This window comes from Streptomyces albidus (ex Kaewkla and Franco 2022) (assembly GCF_013870515.1).
Lineage (GTDB): Bacteria > Actinomycetota > Actinomycetes > Streptomycetales > Streptomycetaceae > Streptomyces > Streptomyces albidus.
Window position 1 is genome coordinate 1 of record NZ_JACBXA010000062.1, and the last position, 25621, is coordinate 25621.

Annotated in this window: 20 protein-coding genes; 10 read left to right on the forward strand and 10 right to left on the reverse strand. The window is 69.6% G+C overall.

Going from position 1 to position 25621, the window contains the following annotated elements:
- Window positions 1-221: 221 nt before the first annotated feature.
- A complete protein-coding gene (locus H5J26_RS12530) occupies window positions 222-1082 on the reverse strand; it encodes an acyl-CoA thioesterase (protein ID WP_181765892.1) in 861 nt (286 codons plus the stop codon).
- 34 nt (window positions 1083-1116) lie between these two features.
- Complete coding sequence (locus tag H5J26_RS12535; protein WP_181765893.1) at window positions 1117-3645, reverse strand: DEAD/DEAH box helicase; 2529 nt, start codon at window positions 3643-3645, stop codon at window positions 1117-1119.
- 180 nt (window positions 3646-3825) lie between these two features.
- Here H5J26_RS12535 and H5J26_RS12540 point away from each other — a divergent pair, with 180 nt between their 5' ends.
- On the forward strand, window positions 3826-4620 hold the full coding sequence (locus H5J26_RS12540) for a metal-dependent hydrolase (protein ID WP_181765894.1): 795 nt from the start codon (window positions 3826-3828) through the stop codon (window positions 4618-4620).
- Between the two features lie 92 nt (window positions 4621-4712).
- Here the strand turns inward: H5J26_RS12540 and H5J26_RS12545 are convergent, their stop codons facing one another.
- Together H5J26_RS12545 and H5J26_RS12550 are read right to left on the reverse strand one after the other, a co-directional pair.
- The gene (locus H5J26_RS12545; RefSeq protein ID WP_181765895.1) at window positions 4713-6515 is read right to left on the reverse strand and encodes an ABC transporter ATP-binding protein; all 1803 of its coding nucleotides are present in this window, start codon (window positions 6513-6515) and stop codon (window positions 4713-4715) included.
- The gene (locus H5J26_RS12550; RefSeq protein WP_181765896.1) at window positions 6512-8473 is read right to left on the reverse strand and encodes an ABC transporter ATP-binding protein; all 1962 of its coding nucleotides are present in this window, start codon (window positions 8471-8473) and stop codon (window positions 6512-6514) included. Before H5J26_RS12550 ends, H5J26_RS12545 begins: the two co-directional genes overlap by 4 nt.
- Window positions 8474-8731: 258 nt before the next feature.
- On the opposite strand from H5J26_RS12550, the gene H5J26_RS12555 reads away from it, so the two are divergent.
- Together H5J26_RS12555 and H5J26_RS12560 are read left to right on the forward strand one after the other, a co-directional pair.
- Window positions 8732-9520 (forward strand): L,D-transpeptidase family protein, encoded by a 789-nt coding sequence (locus H5J26_RS12555; RefSeq protein ID WP_181765897.1) that lies wholly within the window; start codon window positions 8732-8734, stop codon window positions 9518-9520.
- Between the two features lie 250 nt (window positions 9521-9770).
- Window positions 9771-11138 (forward strand): alpha-amylase, encoded by a 1368-nt coding sequence (locus H5J26_RS12560; RefSeq protein ID WP_181765898.1) that lies wholly within the window; start codon window positions 9771-9773, stop codon window positions 11136-11138.
- 110 nt (window positions 11139-11248) lie between these two features.
- Here the strand turns inward: H5J26_RS12560 and H5J26_RS12565 are convergent, their stop codons facing one another.
- The gene (locus H5J26_RS12565) at window positions 11249-14212 is read right to left on the reverse strand and encodes an FAD-binding and (Fe-S)-binding domain-containing protein (protein ID WP_181765899.1); all 2964 of its coding nucleotides are present in this window, start codon (window positions 14210-14212) and stop codon (window positions 11249-11251) included.
- 155 nt (window positions 14213-14367) lie between these two features.
- Between H5J26_RS12565 and H5J26_RS12570 the strand changes: the two genes are divergently transcribed.
- A complete protein-coding gene (locus H5J26_RS12570; RefSeq protein ID WP_181765900.1) occupies window positions 14368-16290 on the forward strand; it encodes an ABC transporter ATP-binding protein in 1923 nt (640 codons plus the stop codon).
- A gap of 68 nt (window positions 16291-16358) precedes the next feature.
- Window positions 16359-17666, forward strand: coding sequence for an MFS transporter (locus H5J26_RS12575; RefSeq protein WP_181765901.1), 1308 nt, complete (start codon window positions 16359-16361; stop codon window positions 17664-17666).
- 84 nt (window positions 17667-17750) lie between these two features.
- Here the strand turns inward: H5J26_RS12575 and H5J26_RS12580 are convergent, their stop codons facing one another.
- The gene (locus tag H5J26_RS12580) at window positions 17751-18752 is read right to left on the reverse strand and encodes a phosphotransferase family protein (RefSeq protein WP_181765902.1); all 1002 of its coding nucleotides are present in this window, start codon (window positions 18750-18752) and stop codon (window positions 17751-17753) included.
- Between the two features lie 267 nt (window positions 18753-19019).
- Between H5J26_RS12580 and H5J26_RS12585 the strand changes: the two genes are divergently transcribed.
- Window positions 19020-20030: a phosphotransferase family protein gene (locus H5J26_RS12585; RefSeq protein ID WP_419183788.1), complete on the forward strand. Its 1011-nt coding sequence runs from the start codon at window positions 19020-19022 to the stop codon at window positions 20028-20030.
- Between the two features lie 392 nt (window positions 20031-20422).
- Entirely contained in the window at window positions 20423-20668 is a 246-nt protein-coding gene (locus H5J26_RS12590) for a hypothetical protein (protein ID WP_181765903.1), read from the forward strand.
- Between the two features lie 82 nt (window positions 20669-20750).
- Here H5J26_RS12590 and H5J26_RS12595 read toward each other — a convergent pair whose 3' ends face one another.
- Window positions 20751-21251: a GNAT family N-acetyltransferase gene (locus H5J26_RS12595; RefSeq protein ID WP_181765904.1), complete on the reverse strand. Its 501-nt coding sequence runs from the start codon at window positions 21249-21251 to the stop codon at window positions 20751-20753.
- A gap of 192 nt (window positions 21252-21443) precedes the next feature.
- Complete coding sequence (locus H5J26_RS12600; RefSeq protein WP_181765905.1) at window positions 21444-21935, reverse strand: SRPBCC family protein; 492 nt, start codon at window positions 21933-21935, stop codon at window positions 21444-21446.
- 443 nt (window positions 21936-22378) lie between these two features.
- Between H5J26_RS12600 and H5J26_RS12605 the strand changes: the two genes are divergently transcribed.
- The gene (locus tag H5J26_RS12605; protein WP_181765906.1) at window positions 22379-22930 is read left to right on the forward strand and encodes a hypothetical protein; all 552 of its coding nucleotides are present in this window, start codon (window positions 22379-22381) and stop codon (window positions 22928-22930) included.
- A 157-nt stretch (window positions 22931-23087) separates the two neighbouring features.
- Window positions 23088-23414: a hypothetical protein gene (locus tag H5J26_RS12610; RefSeq protein WP_181765907.1), complete on the forward strand. Its 327-nt coding sequence runs from the start codon at window positions 23088-23090 to the stop codon at window positions 23412-23414.
- Between the two features lie 32 nt (window positions 23415-23446).
- Here the strand turns inward: H5J26_RS12610 and H5J26_RS12615 are convergent, their stop codons facing one another.
- Window positions 23447-24733, reverse strand: a complete 1287-nt coding sequence (locus tag H5J26_RS12615; protein ID WP_181765908.1) for an exo-beta-N-acetylmuramidase NamZ domain-containing protein — start codon at window positions 24731-24733, stop codon at window positions 23447-23449.
- 138 nt (window positions 24734-24871) lie between these two features.
- Between H5J26_RS12615 and H5J26_RS12620 the strand changes: the two genes are divergently transcribed.
- The gene (locus H5J26_RS12620; protein WP_181765909.1) at window positions 24872-25384 is read left to right on the forward strand and encodes an O-acetyl-ADP-ribose deacetylase; all 513 of its coding nucleotides are present in this window, start codon (window positions 24872-24874) and stop codon (window positions 25382-25384) included.
- Between the two features lie 15 nt (window positions 25385-25399).
- On the opposite strand, the gene H5J26_RS12625 is transcribed toward H5J26_RS12620, so the two are convergent.
- On the reverse strand, window positions 25400-25600 hold the full coding sequence (locus H5J26_RS12625) for a hypothetical protein (RefSeq protein ID WP_181765911.1): 201 nt from the start codon (window positions 25598-25600) through the stop codon (window positions 25400-25402).
- Window positions 25601-25621: the final 21 nt, after the last annotated feature.

The following is a 25621-nucleotide window of genomic DNA, read 5'->3' on the forward strand; positions in this document are numbered from 1 at the left end:
CGGGCACGGGCGTTCCTCGGGGCCGGCAGGACGGTCTGCCGGAGCGCGTGCCTTGTTCCGGCAGGGATCCCGACGCCGACCGTCGGCGGGCGCATGTGCTGTCCAGGCTGCGAGGTCCGCGTCGGCGCCCTGGCTGGTGGCGCCGTGGCATGGACGTCGCCCGTCCAGCCTTCCGAACCGGGCCTCATGGAGCGACCTGAAGCGGCCCCCGCGACACGCCCTCACACGGGACGGAACAGGCCCTCCTGCATCACGGAAACGATCAACTTGCCTTCGCGGTCGAAGATCTGACCGCGGGCCAGGCCGCGACCACCCGTCGCGATGGGTGACTCCTGCTGGTACAGGAACCACTCGTCCACACGGAACGGCCTGTGGAACCACATCGCGTGATCGAGGGAGGCCATGTCGAACCCGCGGGGGCCCCACAGAGGTTCGACGGGGATGCGTACAGCGTCGAGGAGCGTCATGTCGCTGGCGTAGGTGAGGGCGCAGGTGTGCACGAGCGGATCGTCACCGAGAGAACCGATGACGCGCATCCACACCCCGCTGCGGGGCTCGGTCTCCCTCAGGTCGCCCGCGTCCCAGCGAAGCCGCTCCACGTAGCGGATGTCGAAGGCCATCCGGCGTTCCATCCGCTCCAGCGATTCAGGAAGTTCGCCCATGTGCTCACGGATCTCGTCGGCCAGCTTCGGCAGGCTTTCCGGATCCGGGACACCGGGCATCGGGACCTGGTGGTCGATGCCGGGCTCCGGCTGATGGAAAGAGGCGGTGAGATTGAAGATGGTCCGGCCCTGCTGTACGGCGATGACGCGCCGGGTCGTGAAGGAACGCCCGTCACGCACCCGCTCGACCTGGTACACGATGGGCACGCCGGGCACTCCCGGGCGCAGGAAGTACGCGTGCAGCGAATGCACGGGGCGCTGCCCGTCCGTGGTGCGCCCGGCGGCGACGAGGGCCTGCCCGGCGACCTGGCCCCCGAACACGCGCTGGAGGTTCTCCTGCGGGCTCCGGCCGCGGAAGATGTTGACGTCGATCTGCTCCAGGTCGAGAAGCTCGGCGAGCTGCTCGGCGGGGCTGGTCATGGGGAGTGCTCCTCTTTCACGTCCTGCGGGGTGCTCAAAGCTGGCCCACCGCCGTCACCTTGATGACGGCGCGGCCCTCCTCGTCCGAGGCCGTGAGGTCGACCTCGGCGGAAATGCCCCAGTCGTGGTCGCCGTTCGGGTCGGCGAAGGTCTGGCGGACGCGCCAGAGCGCCTCCTCCGGCACCTCCTCGATCTGGATGAGGCGAGGGCCCCGGGCGTCGGGGCCGGTGCCCAGGTCGTCGTACTCGTCCCAGTAGGCGTCCATGGCCTGCGCCCAAGCGTCCTCGTCCCAGCCGGACTCCTCGTCCATCTCGCCCAGCTCACGGACCTTGTCGAGCGCGGCGAGCTCCACCCGCCGGAACATTGCGTTGCGCACCAGGACGCGGAAGGCGCGGGCGTTGGAGGTGACGGGCTTGACCTGGTCGGCGCGTTCCTGCGCCTCCTCGGCGCTCTCGTCCTCGGGGTTGGCCAGCTGCTCCCACTCGTCGAGCAGGCTGGAGTCGACCTGGCGGACCATCTCGCCGAGCCACTCGATGATGTCCTGGAAGTCCTCCGACTTCTTCTCGTCGGGGACGGTGTGCTCCAGGGCCTTGTAGGCGCTCGCCAGGTAGCGCAGCACGATGCCCTCGGTGCGGGCGAGTTCGTAGAAGGAGACGAACTCGGTGAAGGTCATGGCCCGTTCGTACATGTCGCGGATGACCGACTTGGGGGCGAGCGGGTGGTCGCCGACCCAGGGGTGGGACTTGCGGTAGAGGCCGTAGGCGTGGAAGAGCAGCTCCTCGAGCGGCTGAGGATGGCTGATGTCCATCAGCCGTTCCATCCGGTCCTCGTACTCGACGCCGTCGGCCTTCATCTGCGCGACGGCCTCACCCTTGGCCTTGTTGGTCTGGGCGGCCAGGATCTGCCGCGGATCATCGAGGGTCGACTCGACGACGGAGACCATGTCCAGCGCGTAGGAGGGGGATTCGGGGTCCAGCAGCTCGAAGGCGGCAAGCGCGAACGTGGAGAGCGGCTGGTTGAGCGCGAAGTCGTGCTGGAGGTCGACGGTGAGGCGGATCGTCCGGCCCTGGGCGTCCGGCTCGTCGAGCCGCTCCACCACGCCTCCGTCCAGCAGGGACCGGTATATGGCGATCGCTCTGCGGATGTGCCTCAACTGGGCCCGGCGGTCCTCGTGGTTGTCCTCGAGCAGCTTCCGCATCTGCGCGAAGGCGTCGCCCGGCCGGGCGATCACCGACAGCAGCATCGCGTGGGTGATCCGGAAGCGGGAGATCAGCGGCTCCGGGTCGGAGGCGATCAGCTTCTCGAAGGTCTGCTGACCCCAGTTGACGAAGCCTTCGGGCGCCTTCTTGCGTACGACCTTGCGGCGCTTCTTCGGGTCGTCCCCGGCTTTGGTGAGTGCCTTCTCGTTCTCCACGACGTGCTCGGGAGCCTGAGCCACGACGAAACCGGAGGTGTCGAAGCCGGCGCGCCCGGCCCGGCCGGCGATCTGATGGAACTCCCGCGCGCGCAGAGTACGGACCCGGACCCCGTCGTACTTGGTGAGCGCGGTGAACAGCACCGTGCGAATGGGGACGTTGACGCCCACGCCGAGAGTGTCCGTGCCGCAGATGACCTTCAACAGGCCTGCCTGCGCGAGCCGTTCCACCAGCCGCCGGTACTTCGGAAGCATGCCCGCGTGATGCACCCCGATGCCGTGCCGGACGTAGCGGGAGAGATTCCGGCCGAAGCGGGTGGTGAACCGGAAGTTGCCGATGATCTTGGCGATCTCGTCCTTCTCGGCGCGCGTGCACATGTTGATGCTCATCAGCGCCTGCGCCCGTTCCACGGCCTGCGCCTGAGTGAAGTGCACGATGTAGACGGGCGCTTGGTGCGTTTCGAGGAGCTCCGTCACCGTCTCGGTCAGCGAGGTGGTGCGGTACTCGTAGGACAGCGGCACGGGCCTGCTCGCGGAGCGTACGACAGTGGTGTCGCGGCCCGTACGGCGCCGGAGGTCGTCCTCGAAGCGGGTCACGTCGCCGAGCGTCGCGGACATCAGCACGAACTGCGCCCGGGGGAGTTCCAGCAGCGGGATCTGCCAGGCCCAGCCGCGGTCCGGTTCGGCGTAGAAGTGGAACTCGTCCATCACCACTTGGCCGATGTCGGCCTCCGCGCCGTCCCGCAGCGCGATGGAGGCCAGCACCTCGGCCGTGCAGCAGATGACGGGGGCATCGGCGTTGACGGAAGCGTCCCCGGTGAGCATCCCGACGTTCTCGGTGCCGAAGATCTTGCACAGGTCGAAGAACTTCTCCGAGACCAGGGCCTTGATGGGGGCGGTGTAGAAGGTGACCTCGTCCCGGGCGAGCGCGGCGAAGTGGGCACCCGCCGCCACCAGACTCTTACCGGACCCGGTGGGGGTCGAGAGGATCACGTTCGCGCCGGAGACCACCTCGATCAGCGCCTCTTCCTGCGCCGGATAGAGCGAGATGCCCCTCTCCTCAGCCCACCCGGAGAAGGCCTCGTACAGGGCATCGGGGTCGGCGTTGCTCGGCATCTGATCGATAAGGGTGGCTGTCACGCACCCCATACTGCCCTCCTCCGCACCGGATCCGGGAACCGGTGGCATGGCCGTGATCATCGGCCGATACGCTGTGGCGCCGACCGGGCGTCAGCGAACGGGGTGATCCGGGCGCTCCCGGCGGCGAGTTGGGACCGGAGCCGAGTCCGGTCGACGGCACCGCGGCAGCAACCAGGGGTGGGAACGATCATGATGGGACCGGCACATTCGCTGTCGGGGGCAGCGGCCTGGCTGGGGGTGGGTGCCGCCGCGGCGGCCCTGGACCACCCCATGCCCTGGCCGGTGCTCCTCGCGGGCGCACTTGTCAGCTCCGGCGCCGCGCTGGCTCCGGACCTGGACCACAAGTCGGCGACGATCTCGCGAGCGTTCGGACCGCTCTCCAGAGGTCTGTGCGGCGTGATCGACAAGATCTCGGAGAGCGTCTACAACGCGACCAAGGGCACCGGGGAACGGCGCCGCTCCGGGGGTCACCGCACTCTCACCCACACCTGGCCCTGGGCGCTCTTCCTCGGCGTCGGGTTCTCGGCGGCGGCTGTCCTCGGCGGCCGATGGGCCGTGCTCGTGATCCTCTTCATACACATGGTGCTTGCCGTGGAAGGCCTACTGTGGCGGGCGGCCCGCGTCTCCAGCGACGTGCTGGTGTGGTTGCTCGGAGCCACGAGCGCGTGGAGCCTGGCCGGGGTCCTCGACCAGCCGGGCAACGGCTCGGACTGGCTCTTCACCGGCCCCGGGCAGGAGTATCTGTGGCTCGGACTGCCCATCGTGCTGGGCGCGTTGGTGCACAACATCGGTGACGCCATCACGATATCCGGGTGCCCGATCCTCTGGCCCGTCCCGATAGGAGGGAAGCGCTGGTATCCCCTGGGCACCCCGCAGTTCATGCGCTTCCGTGCCGGCGCGTGGGTGGAGACGAGGCTGCTGATGCCCCTGTTCATGGTCCTCGGCGGTGCGGGCGGACTCGTCGCGCTCGGCGTGATCGGCTGAGGCGCCGGACGTACGCCACGCCGGACAGGCGCCTCAGCCGAAGAGGGACGCAGGGCTGCAAGCAGCAGGTCTGGGCAGGCCCGCCCGCTCCGTCAGCCGTGCCAGGAGCGCCACAGGGCGGCGTAGGCGCCGTCCGCCTCGACCAGGGCGTCGTGGCTGCCCAGTTCGCTGATCCTGCCGTCCTCGACCACGGCGATCACGTCCGCGTCGTGCGCGGTGTGCAGGCGGTGCGCGATCGCGACCACGGTGCGCCCGCGCAGCACCTCCGCCAGTGAACGCTCCAGGTGTCTCGCTGCGCGCGGGTCCAGAAGGGAGGTGGCCTCGTCCAGCACCAGGGTGTGCGGGTCTGCCAGCACCAGCCTCGCGAGTGCGATCTGCTGTGCCTGAGCGGGAGTCACGGAGAGTCCGCCGGAGCCGATCTCGCTGTCCAGCGCGTCCGGCAGCGCCCGCGCCCAGCTCTCCGCGTCCACGGCCCCGAGAGCGGCCCACAGCTCGGCGTCGCTCGCGCCCGTACGGGCCAGCCGCAGGTTGTCGCGGAGCGATCCGACGAAGACGTGGTGCTCCTGATTGACGAGCGCGACATGGCTCCGGACGCGCTCCGCGGGCATGCGGGACAACTCGGCGTCGCCGAGGGCGACGTTGCCCGTGCGAGGTCCGTAGATCCCTGCAAGCAGCCGCCCCAGAGTGGACTTGCCCGCCCCGGAGGGGCCGACCAGAGCGACCCGCGTCCCGGTGGGCACGCGCATCGTCACCCCGTGCAGCACGTCGGTCCCGCTCCGGTAGCCGAAGCGCACGTCCTCCGCCCGCAGGTCGCGGCCGTCGGGGGAGAGGCCGTCGTCCCCGGAGTCCGGCTCGATCTCCCGCACCCCCACGAGCCTGCCCAACGAGACCTGGGCGATCTGGAGTTCGTCGTACCAGCGCAGGATCAGCCCGACCGGCTCGATCAGCATCTGCGCCAGCAGCGCGCCGGTCGTCAGCTGTCCGACGCTCATCCAGCCCTGCAGCACGAAGGTGCCGCCCAGCAGGAGCACGCCGCTGATGAGAAGCACGTTGGTCACATTGACGACGGGGAAGAGGACCGAACGCAGCCAGAGCGTGTAGCGCTCCCAGGCAGTCCATTCCGAGATCCGCTGCTCGGACAGTGCGATCCGGCGGGAGCCCAGCCGGTGCGCCTCCACGGTGCGGCCGGCGTCGACGGTCTCGGCGAGCGCCCCCGCGACCGCCGCGTACCCGGCTGCCTCCGAGCGGTAGGCGCTCGGCGCGCGGCGGTAGTACCAGCGGCCGCCGACGAGCAGCACCGGCAACGCGATCAGCACGGCGACGGCGAGCGGCGGAGCGGTGACGGTGAGCGCGCTCAGCAGCAGCGTCGTCCAGACGACGCCGATGGAGAGCTGGGGCACCGCTTCACGCATGGCGTTGGCCAGCCGGTCGATGTCCGTGGTGATGCGGGAGAGCAGGTCACCGGTCCCGGCGCGTTCCAGCACGCCGGGCGGCAGGGCCACGGAGCGTACGAGGAAGTCCTCCCGCAGGTCCGCCAGCATCTGTTCGCCGAGCATGGCCCCGCGCAGCCGTACCTCGCGCACGAAGAAGGTCTGGATGGTGAGGGCCAGCACGAAGATCAGTACGACGCGGCCCAGTTGGAGGTCGCGTGATCCTGCCGAGAGGTCCTCGACGAGGCCGCCCAGCAGATAGGGGCCGACCATCGAGGCAAGCACGGCAAGGGAGTTGACCAGGATGAGAGTGATGAAGGCGCGCTTGTGCCGCCGGAGGAGCTCGGCCACGTAGGCGCGCACCGTTGCGGCGCTGCCGACGGGCAGGGTGGTCGCGTTCTCCGAAGCGGCCGGGTCGTATGCGGGCCTCGCGAGACCGAAGGCTGGAGCCGTGTGCTGTTTCATGCCCTCTCGACTCCCTCGGCCCCGGCCAGCTGTACCTGTTCGGCCTGTACGTGTTCCTCGGTCGGTGCGTGTTCGTCGAGCTGTACGCGCTCGCCGACCCGAACGTGCTCTTCTGCGGGGCCGGAGCCGTCGGTGGACGCCTCCGGCTCGTCTGCCCCTTCGGGTTCCCGCGTGACGATGGCGCGGTAGGCCGCCTCCGTGCTCAGCAGTTCCCGGTGCGTGCCCACCGCCAGCACCGTTCCGCTGCGGACCAGGACGACCCGCTCCGCCTGGTCCAGCATCAGCGGGCTGGAGGAGAAGACGACCGTCGTACGCCCCTCACGCTGCGCGCGCAGGGACTTCGCGATGCGCGCCTCCGTGTGCGCGTCGACCGCGGACGTCGGCTCGTCCAGCACCAGCACTTCCGGGTCTGCCATCAACGAGCGTGCCAGTGCGAGACGTTGGCGCTGCCCGCCGGAAAGGGAACGCCCGCGTTCCGTGACGGACGCGTTCAACGGATCGCCTCCTGTTTCGGGGCTGCCCTGCACCAGCGCGTCCAGGACGTCCGCGCACTGGGCGGCCTCCAGCGCCTGCCGGGGCGGGAGATCGCCCGAGGAGGGCACCGCGAGCAGTTCGCGCACCGTTCCGGAGAGCAGGACGGGATCCTTGTCCTGGACGAGTACGGCGGTGCGCGCGCTGGCCAGCGGCACGTCGTCCAGCGGCACGCCCCCGAGACGCACGGAGGCGGCGTCGCTGGTCTCGGGCGGGTGTCCGCCCAGCCTGTCGGCCAGCTTCCCCGCAGCGTCCGGGTCGCCGCACACCACGGCGGTCAGCTGTCCGGCGGGCGCGAGCAGGCCGGTGACGGGATCGTGGAGATCCCCGGCGAGCACATGCTCCGCCGGCGGCTCCACCTTGCCGGGCGCGGCCGCCCGAGCTGTCACGGGGTTCGCAGGGATCGGGCCTTCGACGTCCTCGTCCGAGACGCCCCTGCGCAACGACAGGACGCGAGCGGCCCGTTGGGCGGACGGCCTGGAGAAGGAGTACGCCATGGCGAACTCCTGGAACAGCCTCAGAGGGAAGAGCAGGAACGTCACGGCCCCGTAGACCGTGACCAGTTCACCCACGCCGATGCGCCCGTCCAGCGCCAGCCGGGCTCCGTACCAGACCACGCCGACCAGCAGCAGCCCGGGAAGGGCGACCTGGACGGCCTCGATCAGCGCCCACATCCGTGCCGTACGGACTGCGGCCCGGCGCACTTCCTGCGACGCGCTCCTGTACCGCGTCAGGAACAGCTCCTCGCCGCCGATGCCTCGCAGCACGCGCAGCCCGGCCACGGTGTCGGCGGCCAGCTCGGTGGCCCGGCCGGCCTTCTCGCGCTGAAGGTCCGCCCGCCGTGTCGCACGCGGCAGCAACGGAAGAACCGTCAGCGCCAGTACGAGCATCCCGAGGGAGACCAGCACACCCAGCTGCGGTTCGTAGAGGACCAGGCCCGCGCACACCCCGATGGTGGCCAGCAGCGCGGCGCTGAACCGCGAGGCCGACTCGACGCACCATCCGATCTTCTCGATGTCGCCCGTCGAGACAGCCACGACCTCACCGGCGGCGACCCGTTGTGTGAGAGTCGCACCCAGGGCGGCCGTCCTGCGAGCCAGGAGCTGCTGCACACGGGAGGCGGCGGTGATCCAGTTCGTGATGGCCGTCCGGTGCAGCATGGTGTCGCCCACGGTCACGGTGACCGCGATGATCGCGAGCAGAACGCCGGCCTCGGCCAGGCCCGAGCCCGACCGTGCGACGACGGCCTGGACGGCCAGACCCACGACTGCCGGCACGGCGGCGACGGAGGCCATGTGCAAGGCGCCCCATCCGAGGGACTTGGCCTGGCCCCCCAACTGCTTGCGGCCCAGCCACAGCAGGAACCGGCCGCCGGTCCGTACATCGGGGACGCCTGGATCGGGATACGGAAGATCGCGAATCTGCATGACGTCCCATGGCGGCTCGGTGCGGATGGTTGATCGGTGAGGTGAGCGGCTCGAGCGGTGCGGCCGCCTCGCAAGACTCGCTGTGCCAGGACCGCTACGCAACGGGTTTTCCCGCTGGTACCGCCGTTCGGACAGACGCTCGCGCCCCGCTGCGACCCGCGGTTTTCCCCATGCTCTTTCACTCCTCCTTTCCCCTCAGCGCTGTCCCCGCACGCGCCCGCCCCTGGTGCGTCGTGCGGAGGATGGGACCATGGGCGCATGCGCAAAAATCGGGCGCGACGCGTACGGAGGAACGGGCGGGCGGTAAAGGTGCGGACGGGTGGACTGTCCGTACGGGCCGTCAGGACGGCAGCGGCCGGCGCGGCAGCCGTCGTGCTCGTCGCGGGTCTCGGCGCCTGCGGCGGAAGTCCGGCGGCGGGCAAGGACACCGGCAAGGCGAAGGGCGGCTCGGCCGAGGTCGATCCCACTCGCATCCCCGATGTGGGTGACCCGCTGCAGAAGAAGATCCCCCGTGAGGCCCGTCAGGTGGTGGCGGTCTACGGCAAGGACAAGGACTCCGCCGACGCGACGGTGCGCCTGTACAGCAAGCACGGCAAGAAGTGGCAGCAGGACCGCAGTTGGCCGGCGCACAACGGCAGGAAGGGCTGGACGCGGGATCACCGTGAGGGTGACAAGCGCAGCCCCGTGGGCGTCTTCACCCTCACCGACGCCGGCGGTGTGAAGCCGGCGCCGGACGCGAAGCTCCCGTACACCGACAGCGACGCGTTCACCCCGCCCTCGTACTGGTCCAAGAAGACCCGGCACGACTTCGATCACGTCATCGCCGTCGACTACAACCGCGCCAAGGGCACTTCGCCGCTCGACCCCTCGCGGCCGCAAGGGCAGTCGAAGGGCGGCAGCATCTGGCTGCACATGGACCACGGCAGCGGCACATCGGGCTGCGTGAGCCTCTCCCGGTCCGGCATGCGGTACCTGCTGCGCACCCTGGACCCCGACAAGCACCCGGCGGTGGTCATGGGTGACAAGGCGGCGCTGGCAGCCCGGTAGCCGCGGCGCGAGGCCCCCAGCATGAACGAGCCCGGTGACGGATGCCGGTCCAAGTGGCCGCTCCAAGACTCCCGTTGACCACGTCCACCACGGCAAGAACTTACTGAAAACCTCTGGAAATTCTTACTCCGCGTCTTGACGCGTCCACGCCGCAACGGCAGGCTCCGTTACCGACCCCCCACGGCGGCCTGGCGCGTGGCTGCCTTCTTCGGCACTCGCTCTGTGTCCGACGACGAAGGAGCCGCACACGATGAACAAGCGTCTGACCGGCGCGACCCTGGCCGGGGTCGTCGCCGCGGGCGGCCTCACCGCCCTCGCACCCTGGCCCTCCCAGGCCACTCCTCCCGGCGAGAAGACCGTCACCGCGACGCTCTTCGAGAGGCCGTACACGTCAGTGGGCAAGGAGTGCACCGACACCCTCGGCCCCGCCGGGTACGGCTACGTGGAGGTCTCACCGGCCACGGAGCACATCGAGGGCGGACAGTGGTGGACCTCGTACCAGCCCGTCAGCTACAAGATCGCCGGGCGGCTCGGTGACGCCGACGCCTTCAAGGGCATGGTCGACGCCTGCCACAAGGCCGGTGTGAAGGTGATCGCGGACGCCGTCATCAACCACATGGCAGCCGGATCGGGTACGGGCACCGGCGGCACCAAGTACAGCAAGTACGACTACCCCGGTCTCTATGGGGACGGCGACTTCCACGGCTGCCGCAAGGACATCTCCGACTACACCAACCGCGAGAACGTGCAGACGTGCGAGCTCGTCAGCCTCTCCGACCTCGACACCGGCAGCGACAAGGTGCGCTCCGCCATCGCCGACTACCTCGACGGTCTCCGGGGGATGGGCGTGGACGGCCTCCGCATCGATGCCGCGAAGCACATGGCCGCCTCCGACATCGAGGCCGTCAAGGCCAAGATGGCCGACCCCGGCTTCTGGGTCTCCGAGGTGATCTACGGAGGCGGGGAGGCGGTCCAGCCCGAGGAGTACACGGGGCTGGGCGATGTGGACGAGTTCCGCTACGGCACCCATCTCAAGAGCGCCTTCCAGGGCGGTGACGTGGGCGGGCTGCAGAAGATCGCCGAGGGCAAGCTGGACGGCGGCAAGGCCCGTACGCACGTGGACAACTGGGACACCGAGCGCAACGGTTCGACCCTGAGCTACAAGGACGGCGACCTCTACAAGCTCGCCAACGCCTTCATGCTGGCTCACCCCTACGGCTCCCCGAACGTCTTCTCCGGCTACGAGTGGAGCGAGAAGGACGCGGGCCCGCCGAGCGGTGGTGAGGGCTGGACCGACATGCACGCCCAGCAGGCGATCACCGGCATGGTCGCCTTCCGCAACACCGTCGGGAACGCCGAGGTGACCGACTGGTGGTCGCAGGGCAGCGCTCTCGCCTTCGGCCGGAGCGGCAAGGGCTTCGTCGCGCTCAACGCCGGTGACGGCGAGCTGAAGCAGACCTTCTCCACCTCGCTGCCCGCGGGCACCTACTGCAACGTCGCCAAGGCGAAGCCGGACGACTGCGGGGGCGACACGGTCACCGTCGGGGACGACGGCAAGGCCGAGGCGACGGTCCCGGCCAAGGGCGTGGTGGCGCTGCACGTGGGCGCGAAGTCGTAGCCTCGCGCTCCCTGCCCGTTGCGTGAACTCCCGTGTTCCCGGGGCCCGTCGGTGACGGCCCCGGGAACACGTTCGCGTGGGCCCTCGCGCGACTACCGGTGGTACGGCGCTCAGGCCGGGCGGGTGGCCCGTTCCAGCTCCATCAGCACCGACCGGTAGCCGCGCCCGCCCGTGGCATGGTCCATGCCGACCTCGCACATCCGGTTGGCCGACAGGTACGTGTCGAAGTCCCGTGCCGTCACCTCCGCCGCCTCCCGTGCGGTCGCGGAGGTCGTCAACTCCTGGTGCAGCATGCCCCGGTCACCCGCGAAGCCGCAGCAGCGCGCGTCCACGGGGACGACGACCTCGTCGGCGCACGCCTCGGCCACCGAGCGCAGCAGATCGGTCTGGCCGAGGTGCTGCATGGAACACGTCGGGTGGAGCACCGCCGAGCCGACGCGCCGCTCGACCGTGAGCCGCGGCAGCAGCTCCTCGGCGGCCCAGGCGACCGAGTCGATCACCGTGAGCCGCTCGTGCAACTTGCGGTTGGCGGGGCTGAGATACGGCACGACCTCCTCACCGATGCCCAGGGTGCAGGAAGAGGCGTCCACCACCAGCGGCAGCTCCCCGCCGTCCGTCCAGCGCCAGGCCGCCTCCACGATCCGGTCGGCCATGAGTGCGTTCCCAGACTCGTAGCCCTTGGAGTGCCAGATGGTCGCGCAGCACGTGCCCACGACGTCCTCGGGAATCCACACGGGCCGCCCCGCGCGTGCCGAGACGATCACCACGGACTCCGGCAGCGAAGGCCCGTCGTCGCCGCCGGACCCGCCGAAGATCCTGTTGACGCACGCGGGGTAGTAGACGGCTGCCGCGCCCGAACGGTCCGTCGCGGGCAGCCTCTTCGCGGCCGCCCCTGGGAGCTGCGGCAGCCACTCGGGTACGAGATCGGGGCGTACGGCCTTGCGTGCCGTGCCCGTCAGCGACTCCAGGAGCCGGTCGCCGCGGCACGGCATCAGCCGGGTGCGGAGCTTGTCGGCCGTGGCCACCGCCAGCCGTGCGGCCCTCTCCACCGTCGCGAAGTGCCGCGCGACGCGTGCGGCCGTACGCTCCTCGCGTGCGGAGTGCCGCCGGTGCCGGAACTCCTTCATCATGGCGCCCGTGTCGATGCCGACCGGGCAGGCCAGCGCACAGGTCGAGTCCCCGGCGCAGGTGTCGACCGCGTCGTAGCCGTAGCTCTCCAGCAAGTTCTCACCCACGGGGGAGCCGGGCTGCTGGCGCAGCATCTCCCGGCGCAGAACGATGCGTTGGCGGGGTGTAGTCGTCAGGTCGCCGCTGGGGCAGGTCGGTTCGCAGAACCCGCACTCGATACAGGGGTCGCCCACGTCCTCCACCTTCGGGATGGACTTCAGGCCGCGCAGATGCGCCCGCGGATCGCGGTCGAGCAGGACGCGCGGTGCGAGCACGCCGCCAGGATCGACGGTCTGCTTGATCCGCCACATCAGTGAGGTGGCCTTCTCGCCCCACTCCAGCTGGAGGAAGGGGGCGATGTTGCGGCCGGTCGCGTGCTCCGCCTTCAAGGAGCCGTCGAAGCGTTCGACCGTCAGCTGGCAGAACTCGTCCATGAACGCGGCGTAGCGCGCCACGTCCTGCTCCTTGGCGGCGTCGAAGGCGAGCAGGAAGTGCAGGTTGCCGTGGGCGGCGTGACCGGCGACAGCCGCGTCGAAGCCGTGCCGCTGCTGCAGCTCCAGCAGCGCCTCGCAGGCTTCGGCGAGGCGGGACGGGGGCACCGCGAAGTCCTCGGTGATGAGCGTCGTGCCCGTGGGACGTGAACCTCCGACCGCGGAGACGAACGCCTTGCGCGCCTTCCAGTAGAAGCCGATCGTCTTCGAGTCACGCGTGAAGACGTTGGTCACCGAAGCCACCGGCGCCACCAGTTCGAGGTCCGCCATGACTCCTTCGGCGGCCCTCTCCATCGCGAGCTGCGCCTCCTCGTCGGGAGCCCGGAACTCCACGAGCAGTGCGGCGGTCTCCTTCGGCAGCTGCGCCCAGTCGCCGGGCACGCCCGCCACGCTGACCGACGCCCGCAGGGTGTTGCCGTCCATCAACTCGACGGACATGGCGCCCGCCTCGTTGAACTTGGGCACCGCCGTTGCGGCGGCCGACAGCGAGGGGAAGAACAGCAGCCCGGTCGAGGTGCGCCGGTGCAGCGGAAGGGTGTCGAAGACGACCTCGGAGATGAAGCCGAGCGTGCCCTCCGAGCCGACCGTCAGGCCGCGCAGGATGCTCACCGGCGTATCGCCGTCGAGGAAGGCGTCCAGGCGGTAGCCGTTGGTGTTCTTCAGTTCGTACTTGGCGCGGATGCGGGAGACCAGTCCGGGGTCGGACTCGATCTCGGCTTTGAGGGCCATCAGCCCTTCGCAGAGCGCCGGTTCGGCCTGTGCCAGCTTCTCGTCGGCGCCGTCCGCGCCGGTGTCCACCACCGTGCCGGAGGGCAGTACGAGCGTCAGGGAGGCGACCGTGCGGTAGGAGTTGCGGGTGGTGCCGGCGGTCATGCCGGAGGCGTTGTTGGCGACGACACCGCCGACCGTGCAGGCGATCGCGCTGGCCGGGTCGGGGCCGAGCAGGCGCCCGTACGGTGCCAGCGCGGCGTTCGCCCGCACCACCGTCGTGCCGGGACGGATGCGTGCCCGGGCGGCGTCCTGCCCGAGCGCCTCGACTCCCGTCCAGTGGCGGCGTACGTCGACGAGGATGTCCTCGCCCTGCGCCTGCCCGTTCAGTGAGGTGCCGGCGGCGCGGAAGACGACGTTGCGGCCGTTCTCGCGTGCGTAGGCCAGCACGGCGGAGACGTCGTCGACGTCCTCGGCGACCACCACGACCGTCGGGACGAAGCGGTACGGGCTGGCGTCCGAGGCGTAGCGCACGAGATCCGAGATCTTCCACAGCACCTTCTGCGCACCGAGCAGCCGGGACAGCTCGCCGCGCAGGGGTTCGGGTGTGCCGCCGGCGAGTGCGTCCGGGACGCGGTCCGGAGCCGGCACGTGCGCAGCGCTCGCGCGGGGCCGCAGCGCGCCGGATCCGGGGTCGAGCAGCGGCATGTCTTCTCCTGGCGCGTGCGGGCGGACGGATGTGCGACCCATGCTAGGGGCAGGTCAAGGGTCCCGTTCAGGCCGGTTATGTGCTCGACGTGACGCACCTGCCGCGTAGTCTCGAATGACCGTCCGATACTTCCCCCACGGCCCCGAGGAGCCCATTGCCCCGCGACACCCACGAGTGGACACCGTCACCGTCCCCGGCTTCGGACGGCACCGAAGCCTCCGCACGGGACTCTCCTCAACTGAGGCGCATCCTGCGCATCTTCCGTCCCTACCGGGGCCGGCTCGCAGTCGTCGGCGTGCTGGTCGGCGCGTCCTCGCTGGTGTCGGTCGCCTCACCGTTCCTGCTGCGGGAGATCCTCGACGTCGCCATTCCTCAGCGGCGCACCGTCCTGCTGGGCCTCCTGGCTCTCGGACTGATCGGCATCGCCGTCGTCAGCAGCGTCTTCAACGTGCTGCAGACCTTCATCTCCACCACCGTCGGGCAGCGCGTCATGCACGACCTGCGCACCGACGTCTACGCCAAGCTCCAGCGGATGCCGCTCGCGTTCTTCACGCGCACCCGCACCGGCGAGGTGCAGTCGCGCATCGCCAACGACATCGGCGGCATGCAGGCGACCGTCACCTCCACCGCGACCTCTCTCGTCTCCAACCTCACCGGCGTCGTCGCCACCGTCGCCGCGATGCTCGCGCTGGACTGGCGGCTGACGCTCGCCTCGCTGCTGCTGCTCCCGCTCTTCGTCTGGATCAGCCGCCGGGTCGGGCGGGAGCGCAAGAGGATCACCACGCAGCGGCAGGCCCAGATGGCCGCGATGTCCGCGCTGGTCACCGAATCGCTGTCCGTCAGCGGCATCCTCCTCGGACGCACCATGGGACGGGCCGAGGCCCTCACACGTGACTTCTCCGCGGAGTCCGAACGCCTGGTGGGGCTGGAGATCCGCTCCCACATGGCCGGACGCTGGCGGATGTCCACCATCGGCATCGTCATGGGCGCGATCCCGGCGCTGCTGTACTGGACGGCGGGCATGCTCGTCCACTTCGGCGGCCCCGGCTTCTCCATCGGCACGCTCGTCGCCTTCGTCACCCTCCAGCAAGGGCTGCTGCGACCCACCGTCTCGCTGCTGTCGACCGGCGTGGAGATGCAGACGTCGCTTGCGCTCTTCCAGCGCATCTTCGAATACCTCGACCTGCGCGTCGACATCGAGGAACCCGCCGCCCCGATCGCGCTGGAGAAGGTGCGCGGCCGCGTGCGCTTCGAGAACGTCGACTTCACCTACGGCGACAAGGACTCCACCGCGGCCCTGCACGGCATCGACCTGACCGTTCCCGAGGGCAGCTCCCTCGCGGTCGTCGGAGCGACGGGCGCCGGAAAGAGCACCCTCAGCTACCTCGTCCCACGTCTGTACGACGTCACCGGCGGGCGCGTCACCATCGACGGCGTCGACGTGCGCGACCTGGACTTCGCCACGCTCACCGGGGCCGTCGGCGTCGTCTCGCAGGAGACCTACCTCTTCCACGCGTCCGTAGCCGACAACCTCCGCTTCGCCAGGCCCGGAGCGACGCCGGACCAGCTACGGGACGCGGCCGAGGCCGCCCAGATCCACGACCACATCGCCGCGCTGCCCGAGGGCTACGACACCCTCGTCGGTGAACGCGGCTACCGCTTCTCCGGCGGGGAGAAGCAGCGCCTCGCGCTGGCCCGTACGATCCTGCGGGATCCGCCGGTGCTCATCCTCGACGAGGCGACCAGCGCTCTGGACACGCGCACCGAGCGGGCGGTGCAGCAGGCCATCGACGCCTTGTCGGCAGGCCGCACCACGATCACCATCGCCCACCGGCTCTCCACCGTCCGCGACGCCGACCAGATCGTCGTGCTCGACGCAGGACGCATCGCCGAGCGAGGCACCCACGCCGAACTCCTCGCCGCGGACGGCCTGTACGCGGCGCTGGTACGACGGGACGCCCGCACCGAGGACTCGTCGACCGTGGTGCGGACCGAACCGGTGACCCTCCAGAGCGACCCGCCTGCCGCCACACCCGCCACCAGGGGGGACTCGCCGGCTGGCGCGCCGGCCCACTGACGTGGCCGGTGTCGTGCGCCCTGAATCAGACACGTGTGCACACGTGAAATCTGGGGAGATGAGGGCTCATGACGCAGCCCACCGATGCCGCCGGGCCCACTGAAGCAGCCCGCCAGGCGCCGCCGTCGCGCCCCGGACGTCAACTCCTCGCCGCCTCGGTAGGCAACGCCGTCGAGTGGTACGACTGGCTCGCCTACACCTTCCTCGCCACCTTCATCGCGGCGGAGATCTTCCCCGCGAGCGCTGACAACTCCCTCGTGCCCCTGCTGTCGACGTTCGCCGTCTTCGCCGTCGGCTTCTTCATGCGCCCGGTCGGCGGGCTGCTCATGGGAGCCATCGCCGACCGCAGCGGACGCCGCGCCGCACTGACGGTCACGATCCTGCTCATGGGCGGCAGCAGCCTGCTGCTTGCACTGACTCCCACATACGCCGCCGCCGGACTCCTCGGCCCGATCGTCCTGGTGATAGCCAGGCTGCTCCAAGGGCTGTCCGTGGGCGGCGAGTTCGCCGCGGCCACCACGTTCCTCGTCGAGTCGGCCCCGCAAGGACGCCGCGGGCTCTTCTCCAGCTTCCAGTACGTCTCCACCACCGTGGGACAACTCGTGGCCTCCGGCGTCACGGCCCTGCTCGTCGCACGAATCGACGACGGACAGATGCACCTGTGGGGATGGCGTGCGGCGTTCGTGGTCGGAGCGGTGCTCAGCCTTGTCGGCTTCTGGATCCGGCGGGGCGCGGAGGAGACCCGCAGCCCCGAGATGCAGGCGGGCCCCCGGCCCGGGCTCTTCGAGGCGCTGCGAACACATCCGCGCGAGTCGCTGCTGATCTGCGGCATCACGACGGGCGCCACCATCGCCTACTACACCTGGACCTCGTACCTCCCGACGTACGCACAGGTCAACGTCGGCTTCGACAAGGCCGATTCGCTCCTCATCGGCACGATCTCGCTGGCCTTCTTCGCGCTGCTGCAGCCCCTGGGCGGTATCCTCTCCGACCGCGTGGGGCGGAAGCCGCTGCTGCTCTTCTTCTCCATCGGCTTCGCGGTGCTGTGCGTGCCGCTGCTCAACTCGATCACCCAGTCCTTCACTTCGCTGCTGCTCGTGCAGTGCGGCGGCATGATCCTGCTGACCGGCTACACCTCCGTGGCGGCGGCGGTGAACGCCGAGGTCTTCCCCGCACGGGTGCGCGCGGCAGGCATCGGCTTCCCGTACTCGCTGACGGTGGCGCTCTTCGGCGGGACCGCCCCGTACATGGGAACCCTGTTCAAGGACCTGGGCCGACCCGGCGCCTTCCCCTGGTACGTGGCCGCCCTGTGCCTCGTCTCGGCGCTGGTGTACCTGCGGCTGCCGGAAGGGGCGAAGAAGACCCTGGAGCGCTAGGTGTTCTGTCCACTGAGGTTGGGGACGCGGCTGGCGGGTGGCGGTGAACGATGAGGCCGGGGTGGCCCCTTGGACCGGATCGGCTCAGCCCGGCGCGTCCATCAGGGCGGTGACATAGGTGTCCAGCCGCTCCTCCACGACCCGCGTCGTCAGCTCCGTCCTCCCCGCCTCCCGCCATGGCTGCGCCACCGACCGCACTTCCTCCGAGAACGCCAGCCCGTCCCGCACCTGCCAGTACAGCCGCTCGCTCGCGTCCGCGGCCAGCACCCCGCCGGCCTCCTCATACGCCTCAGCGAACCGCAGACCCCACGCCGGGCCGTGCAGCAGCGCGAGATTGGTGGAGCAGTGCGCCACATCGAGGTCCGCGGGGCCCCAGGAGGTGGCCGCCCAGTCGACGACGCCGGTGATACGGGCATCTGCCGGCCGTCGGGGCGGCACGTCGAACAGCACGTTGCCGGGGTGGAAGTCCCGGTGCAGGAATCGTCCTTCATAGGGCGGCGCGGGCCTGCGGATCACGTCGACCGCCGCGGCCCATGCCGCCGCGTCGGCGCCCTTCGGAGTCACGACGGTGTCGGCGGTCGTCAACGCCACATACTCCCGTGGCCGCCAACGGGGACTCCCCTGCTCGATCGAAGCCGAGAGCCGGGGGGAGGGTCGCAACGCGTGTATCGCCACGAGTTGGCGGGCCAGCAGGGGGACGCGCGTCTCCAGCCCCTCGTCGTCGAGGACCGTCCGGCCCGCCAGATGTGTCATCAGGAGCGACGGATACTCGCAATGCGCGGCGGTGGGATCAACCGCGACCAGTTCCGGCGCCCGCACGCCGGTCCCCGTGAGCACGGTCAGAGCGCCGGCTTCCCGGTCCAGCGAGTCCTCGGCGCGCTCCACGAAGAACGGGTCGACGAAGGTCCGCAGCACCAGCTCACGGGTGCCCCCGTCCCGCGTGCCGACGGTCAGCCTCCGCATCTCGGCAGTGATGCCGCCGTGCAGGGCCTCGCTTCTGACGATCCGCTCGCCGACCTCCAGGTGCCGGCTCACCCAGGCCAGCGTCAACGGTCGGACAGGGGCCGCCTCTTCGTGGTTGGTCACCGTGCCACCTCACCACCGGACGGCGGCACGCGCGAAGGCTTTTGGAGGCGATGGACGTGCGCTGCTCAGTCAGAAAGCCACCAGCACGAGGGGGGGGACCGTAGCGCGGCCGCATCACACAGCCCGGGGCCGGCCACCTCCCCTCTCGTTAGAAGGCGCGTAGGCATCGTCTAACGTTCGGCGGTCAAGCAGTGATGCCGGAGGACCCGCTCGTCAGCTCTCCTCCGGCAAGCAGGCTGCGCAGCCGGTACGCGCTGGAGGCGGGTTGTGGACGTCGCACGCAGGGTCGTCAGACGTGATCAGCTGCTGGGGGTCGCCCGCGCCGCTGTGGGCACCGAACGCCGCCTCATGGGCCTGTCGCGGCTCCGAGGCGGGAGCAAGAAGGGCGTGTACCGCCTCACCTTCGACGACGACTCGACCGCGATCCTCTACATCTGGGACGACGCCGAGAACTACTGGCCCGACGAGCACACCGGCGAGCCCGACGATCACGCGGACCCGTTCTCGCACGCCTCCGGCATCGATCTGTTCCATGCCGCCAACAGGCGCTTGGAGGCAATCGGGGTCCGCACCCCCCGGATCCATCTGGTCGACCGGAGCAGGAGCCGCTACCCGGCGGACCTCGCGGTGGTGGAGGACGTGCCCGGCGAGAATCTGGAGGGGCTGCTCCAGCAGGACCCCCGCCGTGCGGAACCGGTCCTCGCTCGCCTCGCCGAAGCACTCGACGTGATGCGAAGCCACACGGGTCCGGACTTCGGCAAGGTCGCCGTGATCGACAACGGCCGGATCTCCCGGGGCCGTTCGTGCGAGCAGGTGGTCCTCGGCCGCGCGCTCGACGACCTCGCCGAGGCAGCCTCGCGCGACGCACGGATGGCACGCGTCCGCGACCGCGTGGACGACGCGGTGCGGGGGCTGGCCGCCGCAGTGCAGCCACGTTCCGAGTACGCCCTCGTCCACGGGGAGCTCGGACCGGACCATGTGATGGTGGACCGGCTCGGGCAGCCGGCGCTCATCGATGTCGAGGGCCTGATGTTCTTCGACGTCGAATGGGAGCACGCGTTTCTGCGGATCCGCTTCGGCGAGCACTACCGGTGGCTGAACCGGGAGCAGCTCGATGAACAGCGCCTGGCCTCCTACACGTTGGCGATGCGGCTCTCACTCGTGGCCGGACCGCTCCGACTCCTCGACGGGGACTTCCCGGACCGGGACGCCATGACGGGGATCGCCGAGCACAACCTCCAGCAGGTGCTTGCCCTTCTGCCCCGCGGCGGCAATTGAACCCCTTCGGATCTCGCTGGGCCCTGTGCGGGTCCTGCTGTGCGTGCGGTCCGGGCACACCCGTCCAACGTGGTGTTCCGGCAGCCGGATCGGATCGAGGAATCTTGCACCGGGCATTGCCATCCAAGGGGAAAAGGGTGGATTCTCAACTCACCGGATTTTCAGGGGCAACATGGACATCCGGTGCTGTTGCTCCCGACGGCAGACGTCTACCAACCCCCGAAAGGTCGCCGTCGGGGGCACCACAACTCCCGGCGGGCGGGCGTGAAGTGGACGGTGAACGCAGGAACTCGCAAGGCCGGGCAGCCCTGCCTGCCCTCCTGAGCACCTGCGTGTCGTAGTGCCCCGGCCGGTCAGCCCGCTCGCCGCCGGTCGAGCGAGGGGAGCAGGACATGGAACGCACACCGGGTGACGCGCCGAAGGTGGACGTCGCGGCAGGGGTGTTCGCGGCGCTCGTGCTCTTCCTCGTCATCGGCTTCTTCCTCATGCCGATACTTCCCTGGCTGTTCGTCGTGGCCGCGTTCCTCGGCTTCCTCGTCGCCACGCGGGGACGCAGGGAGCACGAGCGGAAGACGGGCGACCCCTACGAGTACCCGACGCTGGACCGACGGCGCCCGTGGATCAAGGACGACGGCTGATCGCCGCACCCGCGCCCGGTCCGGTCCAACCACCCCGTCCTGCACGGGAGACGGCCCCGATCCGACCATTCGCGTCGATGATTCAGGTCAGGGCCTTGTGCATCACGATGCACGGTCGGCCGTGCTCGAGGTCGCGGCGGCGATCGGTCTCCTGCCAGCCCAGTGAGGTCCAGAAGGCCAGCGACGAGGGCCTGTTCTCCAGCACGGCCAGCCCGATGCGCACCTTGCCCTCGTTCCTGTACTTCTCCTCGACGGCGCCGGCCAGGAGCCGTCCCACGCCTTTACGTTGGCGGCCGCCGTGCACCATCAGCAGGCCGATCCAGGGCTGCTTGTCCCGGGGGTGTTCGTCCAGCAGCGAGAGCAGCCCCGCAAGGGAGCCGTCCTCGTCGCGGGCGAGCAGCAACTCGCAGCCGTCGGTGAAGACTTCGCGGCGCAGGTCGGCCTCGACGACGCCGGCATCGATGTTCTCGGGGTCGTATTCGCCCGCCGAGCGCCAGTAGTCGCCGTTGCTCGCGTACAGCTCGACCACTTCGGCGATCTCAGCGGGGGAGAACCCGAGGGGTGCCAGGGAGAGGGCAGGCATGTGAGCAGGTTAGCCAGCCCCGTCGGCCGCGCTCACGCCTCCCTCCAGCGTGACCCCGCCTACCAGGAGCTTTGTTCGTGCCCACCGCCGGGGCACCTTTCCAACCACCCGTCAGGTGGGAGGGGTTCAGGTGCCGGCCCGCCGTCACGTCGGCTGCTCACCACTCTTCGGGAGGCGAACGCTGATCGTTGATCAGTCCTTCGCTTCGCGGACGTCCTTTCCCTGCTCGGCGAAGGCCTTGAAGTCCTGCATGTGCTGCTGCGACTGCTTGCGGAAGGCGCCGGGCATCAGGAGCCCCACCAGCCGCATCAGCAAACCGCTGAACCGGTATTCGTTCTCGCTCGCCCAGAGCGTCGTCTCCGGGCCGGCTTCGGTCAGCCGGTCGCGCACGGCGCTCCACATGCCCTCGCCGACGATCTCGCGGTCGAAGTGAACGACGTGCCCTTTCGGGATCCCGTGCAGGTCTGCCGGTTCCCGGCGCGTGATGGTCTCGGTGCACTCGATCCTCTGCTTCCCCATCTGCATCACGACCCGCGATTTGGTACCGACTTGCCCGTGCACCCCACTCAGCGGCTCGTGCAGTACCAGACCCCGCAGCCACTTCGACATGTGTGCCGGGTCGGCGAGCAGCTGTACCACCCTCTCCCGCGGCAGGGCGATCTCGATGGAGACGGTGTACTTCATGGCGGAGTGCTCCGGGTTCCCGAGTGAAAGGGCATGCTCTTGCAGGCTCGCCTCATGTTATTCAGATGGGTGGACAAGCACGCGGAAGCTCCTGGGCGGACAGGTGGTCCTGGCCGGCAACCCGTCGACCAGGCCCTTCCGTGCGTCTGACACCACCCCACCGTCAACTGCCGTCGTGCTTAAGCAGGTTGGAAACAGCTCACTCCCAGCGGACGTCTTTTGCAGAACGGAAAACAGCTGGACGGGAGACGACAGGGTGAAAGGAGCGGCCGGACCGATCGGCAGGGTCCCCGGGTTCGTGCGGCCAAGGAGAAGCGAGGGATCTGCGCAACGATGCGGCGTCCCGTGAAGGCGCGGAGTTCTGCATACCGGGCCAATGGAGATCTTCTGCACCCTCACCCGTTCGGGCGTAGCGTCGAGCTTCCCGAGAGCAGGTGAGAAAGATGGCAGACTCCGGAAATCCCCAGTGGCACCCCAGCCGGCAGGAACCGCCGCATCACCACGGCAAGCCCAAGAAGAGCCGCAGGGGAAGAAAAGCCTTCTGGGGAATCTTCGGCGGTGTAATTCTGGCCGTTCTTCTCGTCGCCGGCGGCTGTTCCGTGCTGTTTGCAGGGGAGCCCCCCGACAAGCCTGAGAAGCGCCGGAGCCAGCCCGAGAAGGACAAGGGCGAAGAAGGGCCGGACAGCTTCTCGGAGAACGAGGAGCACCCGCCCAAAGACGATGTGAAGCTGTCCCGGCCGGTCACGAAAGACGAGTTCGGGTTCAAGACGACGACCCTCACGGTCACGGTCACGAATCACAGCAGCGAGGCATCCGATTACCTCATCGACCTGGAGTTGTTGAACTCGGCCGGGAATCGGGTGGAAGAGACACCGGTCTCCACTCTCAATCTCGAGCCTGGCAGGACGTTCACAGAAAAGGTCGAGTTCACGGAGGCAGGCAAGTCCGTGAAGGCGATCTCCGTCGACCGCACCTCGTCGGCCTACAACGAATAAGGCCACAGGCATACGAAAACCATTCATGGCCAACGGGGGTTTCTGCCGCGCTGCCGGTGGAGTCAGAGCGCAAGATTTTCTGCCCTCCCGCCGGTTCGGGACTATCCTGGACATCCCTCTCGGGGTTTCGGGTCCGCACAAGCAAGGAGCGTGTGTGATGGCGGCACCCACAGAATTGATCCGCGTCGGCGCGGGGCATGCACTGCCCGTGGAAGAACAGCGAGAGGCTCTGAACGCTGCCCTCCCGCCCTACCTCGAACGCACCGGGGGCGCCGTTCAGGAAACGTCTCCGGAGGGCTTGACGGTCACCTTTCCGTCAGCGCCGGAGACGCACTTCCCGATTCACATCCTGCTGACCGTCCTCACCGGCGGTGCGTGGGCACTGTTCGTCTGGCTGCCCATAGTCGTGGTCCGTGTGATGCGCACCCGCCGTCCGGTGACGGTCAAGGTCCAGGAAGACGGCACGGTCTACGCGACGCGCTGAGCCCCCGTGGGACACACGAGACCCGGTGCCCCTCAGCGGTAGAGCATGTACTGACGCCGGGTGCGGTCGAAGTCGCGGACCTCGGACTCCCACGCCGCGGTCACCTCGTCCGTCCCCTTGCCCGCGTCGAGCATCGTGCGCAGCCGCGTAGACCCGGACAGCTTGTCGATCCAGTACGGACGCGGGTCGTTGTCCTTGCGCCACGCGAAGTCGTCGTACTTCATCGCCTCGGCCAGCATCGCGGCGGCCGTCGGGATGGGCCGGTAGCTGCGGGGGTCGGTGATGTGCAGCTGGACGCCCGCGCAGGTCTTGCCCTCGTGCTTGCTGAAGGTGGGCACGAAGTACCCCTCGCGGAAGCGGACGCCGGGCAGCTTCCGGGCGTTGAGCCGGTCGCTGTAGCGGTAGTCCAGGTACGGGGCGCCGATGAGCTCGAAGGGACGGGTTGTGCCCCGGCCCTCGGAGAGGTTCGTGCCCTCGAACCAGCCGGTGCCCGCGTAGGCCGTGGCGGTGTCGGGGAAGGGCATGTTGGGCGAGGGCGGCACCCAGGGCAGGCCTGTCTCCTGGGCGGGAGCGGAAGGGGACCAGCCGCGGACCCGTACGACCTCCAGCTCGACCTTCCCGCCTTCGCCCTCGCCGGGGAGGAGCTCGCCGTTGAAGTAGCGGGCCAGCTCACCGACCGTCAGTCCGTGCTGCTGGATGATGGGCTTGAGGCCGACGCCCGAGGTGAACTCCTTGGTCATCATCGGCCCGTCGGCACGCCGTCCGACCGGGTTCGGGCGGTCGAGGACGATGAAGGAGGCGCCGATGTCGCGGGCCGCGACCATGGCCTGGTACATCGTCCAGATGTAGGTGTAGAAGCGCACCCCGACGTCCTGGATGTCGAAGACGATGGTGTCCGCACCCGCCTTGCGGAAGAGCGTGGCCATCTTCTTCGCGTCCGCCCCGTAGGCGTCGTAGACCGTCAGGCCGGTGCGGGGGTCCTCGAACTCCGGCTCGGACTCGCCTGCCTGCGCGCTGCCTCGGAAGCCGTGCTCGGGGCCGAACACCCCCACGATGTTCAGTTCCTTCTGCGCGGCCATGGAGTCCACGACGTGGCTGGTGTCGCGCAGGATGCCCGTGGGGTTGCTCACCACGCCGACCTTGCGCCCGCGCAGCAGCTTCCAGCCGTCGCCGGCCGCGATGTCGGCACCCGGAGTGACCCGCCCGGCAGCGGCGCCGCGGACGGCCGCTGACGCGGCGCTGGAGGTGAGCAGCGGCGCGCTGAGCGCGGCAGCCGTTCCGCCGAGGAAGAGCGTGCGGCGGGAGGGAGCGCTGGACATCGGGGACGTCCTTCCGGAGGCGGTCGTGGAGGGCACGGCTGGTGACGCAAGTTATCCCAAGGCCATGGTCACTGCCAGGGTGTGCGCGCGCTGCCAGTGGTACGCACAATGACGGCACCCGGTGCGAGGATGACCCGTATGCCGATTCCGACGGTCACGCTCGTACAGGGCGACATCACCGAACAGGACGTCGACGCGGTGGTCAACGCCGCCAACTCCTCGCTGCTGGGCGGCGGGGGAGTCGACGGCGCCATCCACCGCAAGGGCGGGCCCGACATCCTGGCGGCGTGCCGCCGGCTGCGGGACACGCAGTACGGCAGCGGGCTGCCCACGGGCGAGGCCGTGGCGACGACAGCCGGACGGCTGCCCGCGCGCTGGGTGATCCACACGGTCGGTCCCGTCTGGGCCAAGAGCGAGGACCGCTCGGAGCAGCTGGCCTCCTGCTACCGCGAATCGCTGCGCGTGGCACGGGAGCTGGGCGCCCGTACGGTCGCGTTCCCGGCCGTCTCCACTGGCGTCTACGGATGGCCGCTCGACGACGGCGCCCGCATCGCTGTGACCACCGTTCGCGAGGAGGGGGAGGGCTTCGACGAGGTGCGGTTCGTCCTCTTCGACGAGCGCTCCTACGACACCTTCGCCGCGGCGATGTGACCGTCGGCGGCCTGCTCACCCCACCGGCTCGATGAGCTCGACCGCCCTGAGTGCGGCGGCCAGCGCCGGCTCGGCTCCGCGTCCGTCGGCGTCCCAGGAGGCGACGTCCAGAGCCGTGTCGGTGAGCTTGATGGTGTGCTCGTCGCCGTGCAGGGCCGCACGTTCGAAGACCTCCTCCGGGGTGAGACGCGATGCGGCGCCCTGCGCCGGGGCCACCGGGGCTCGGATTCGTCAACA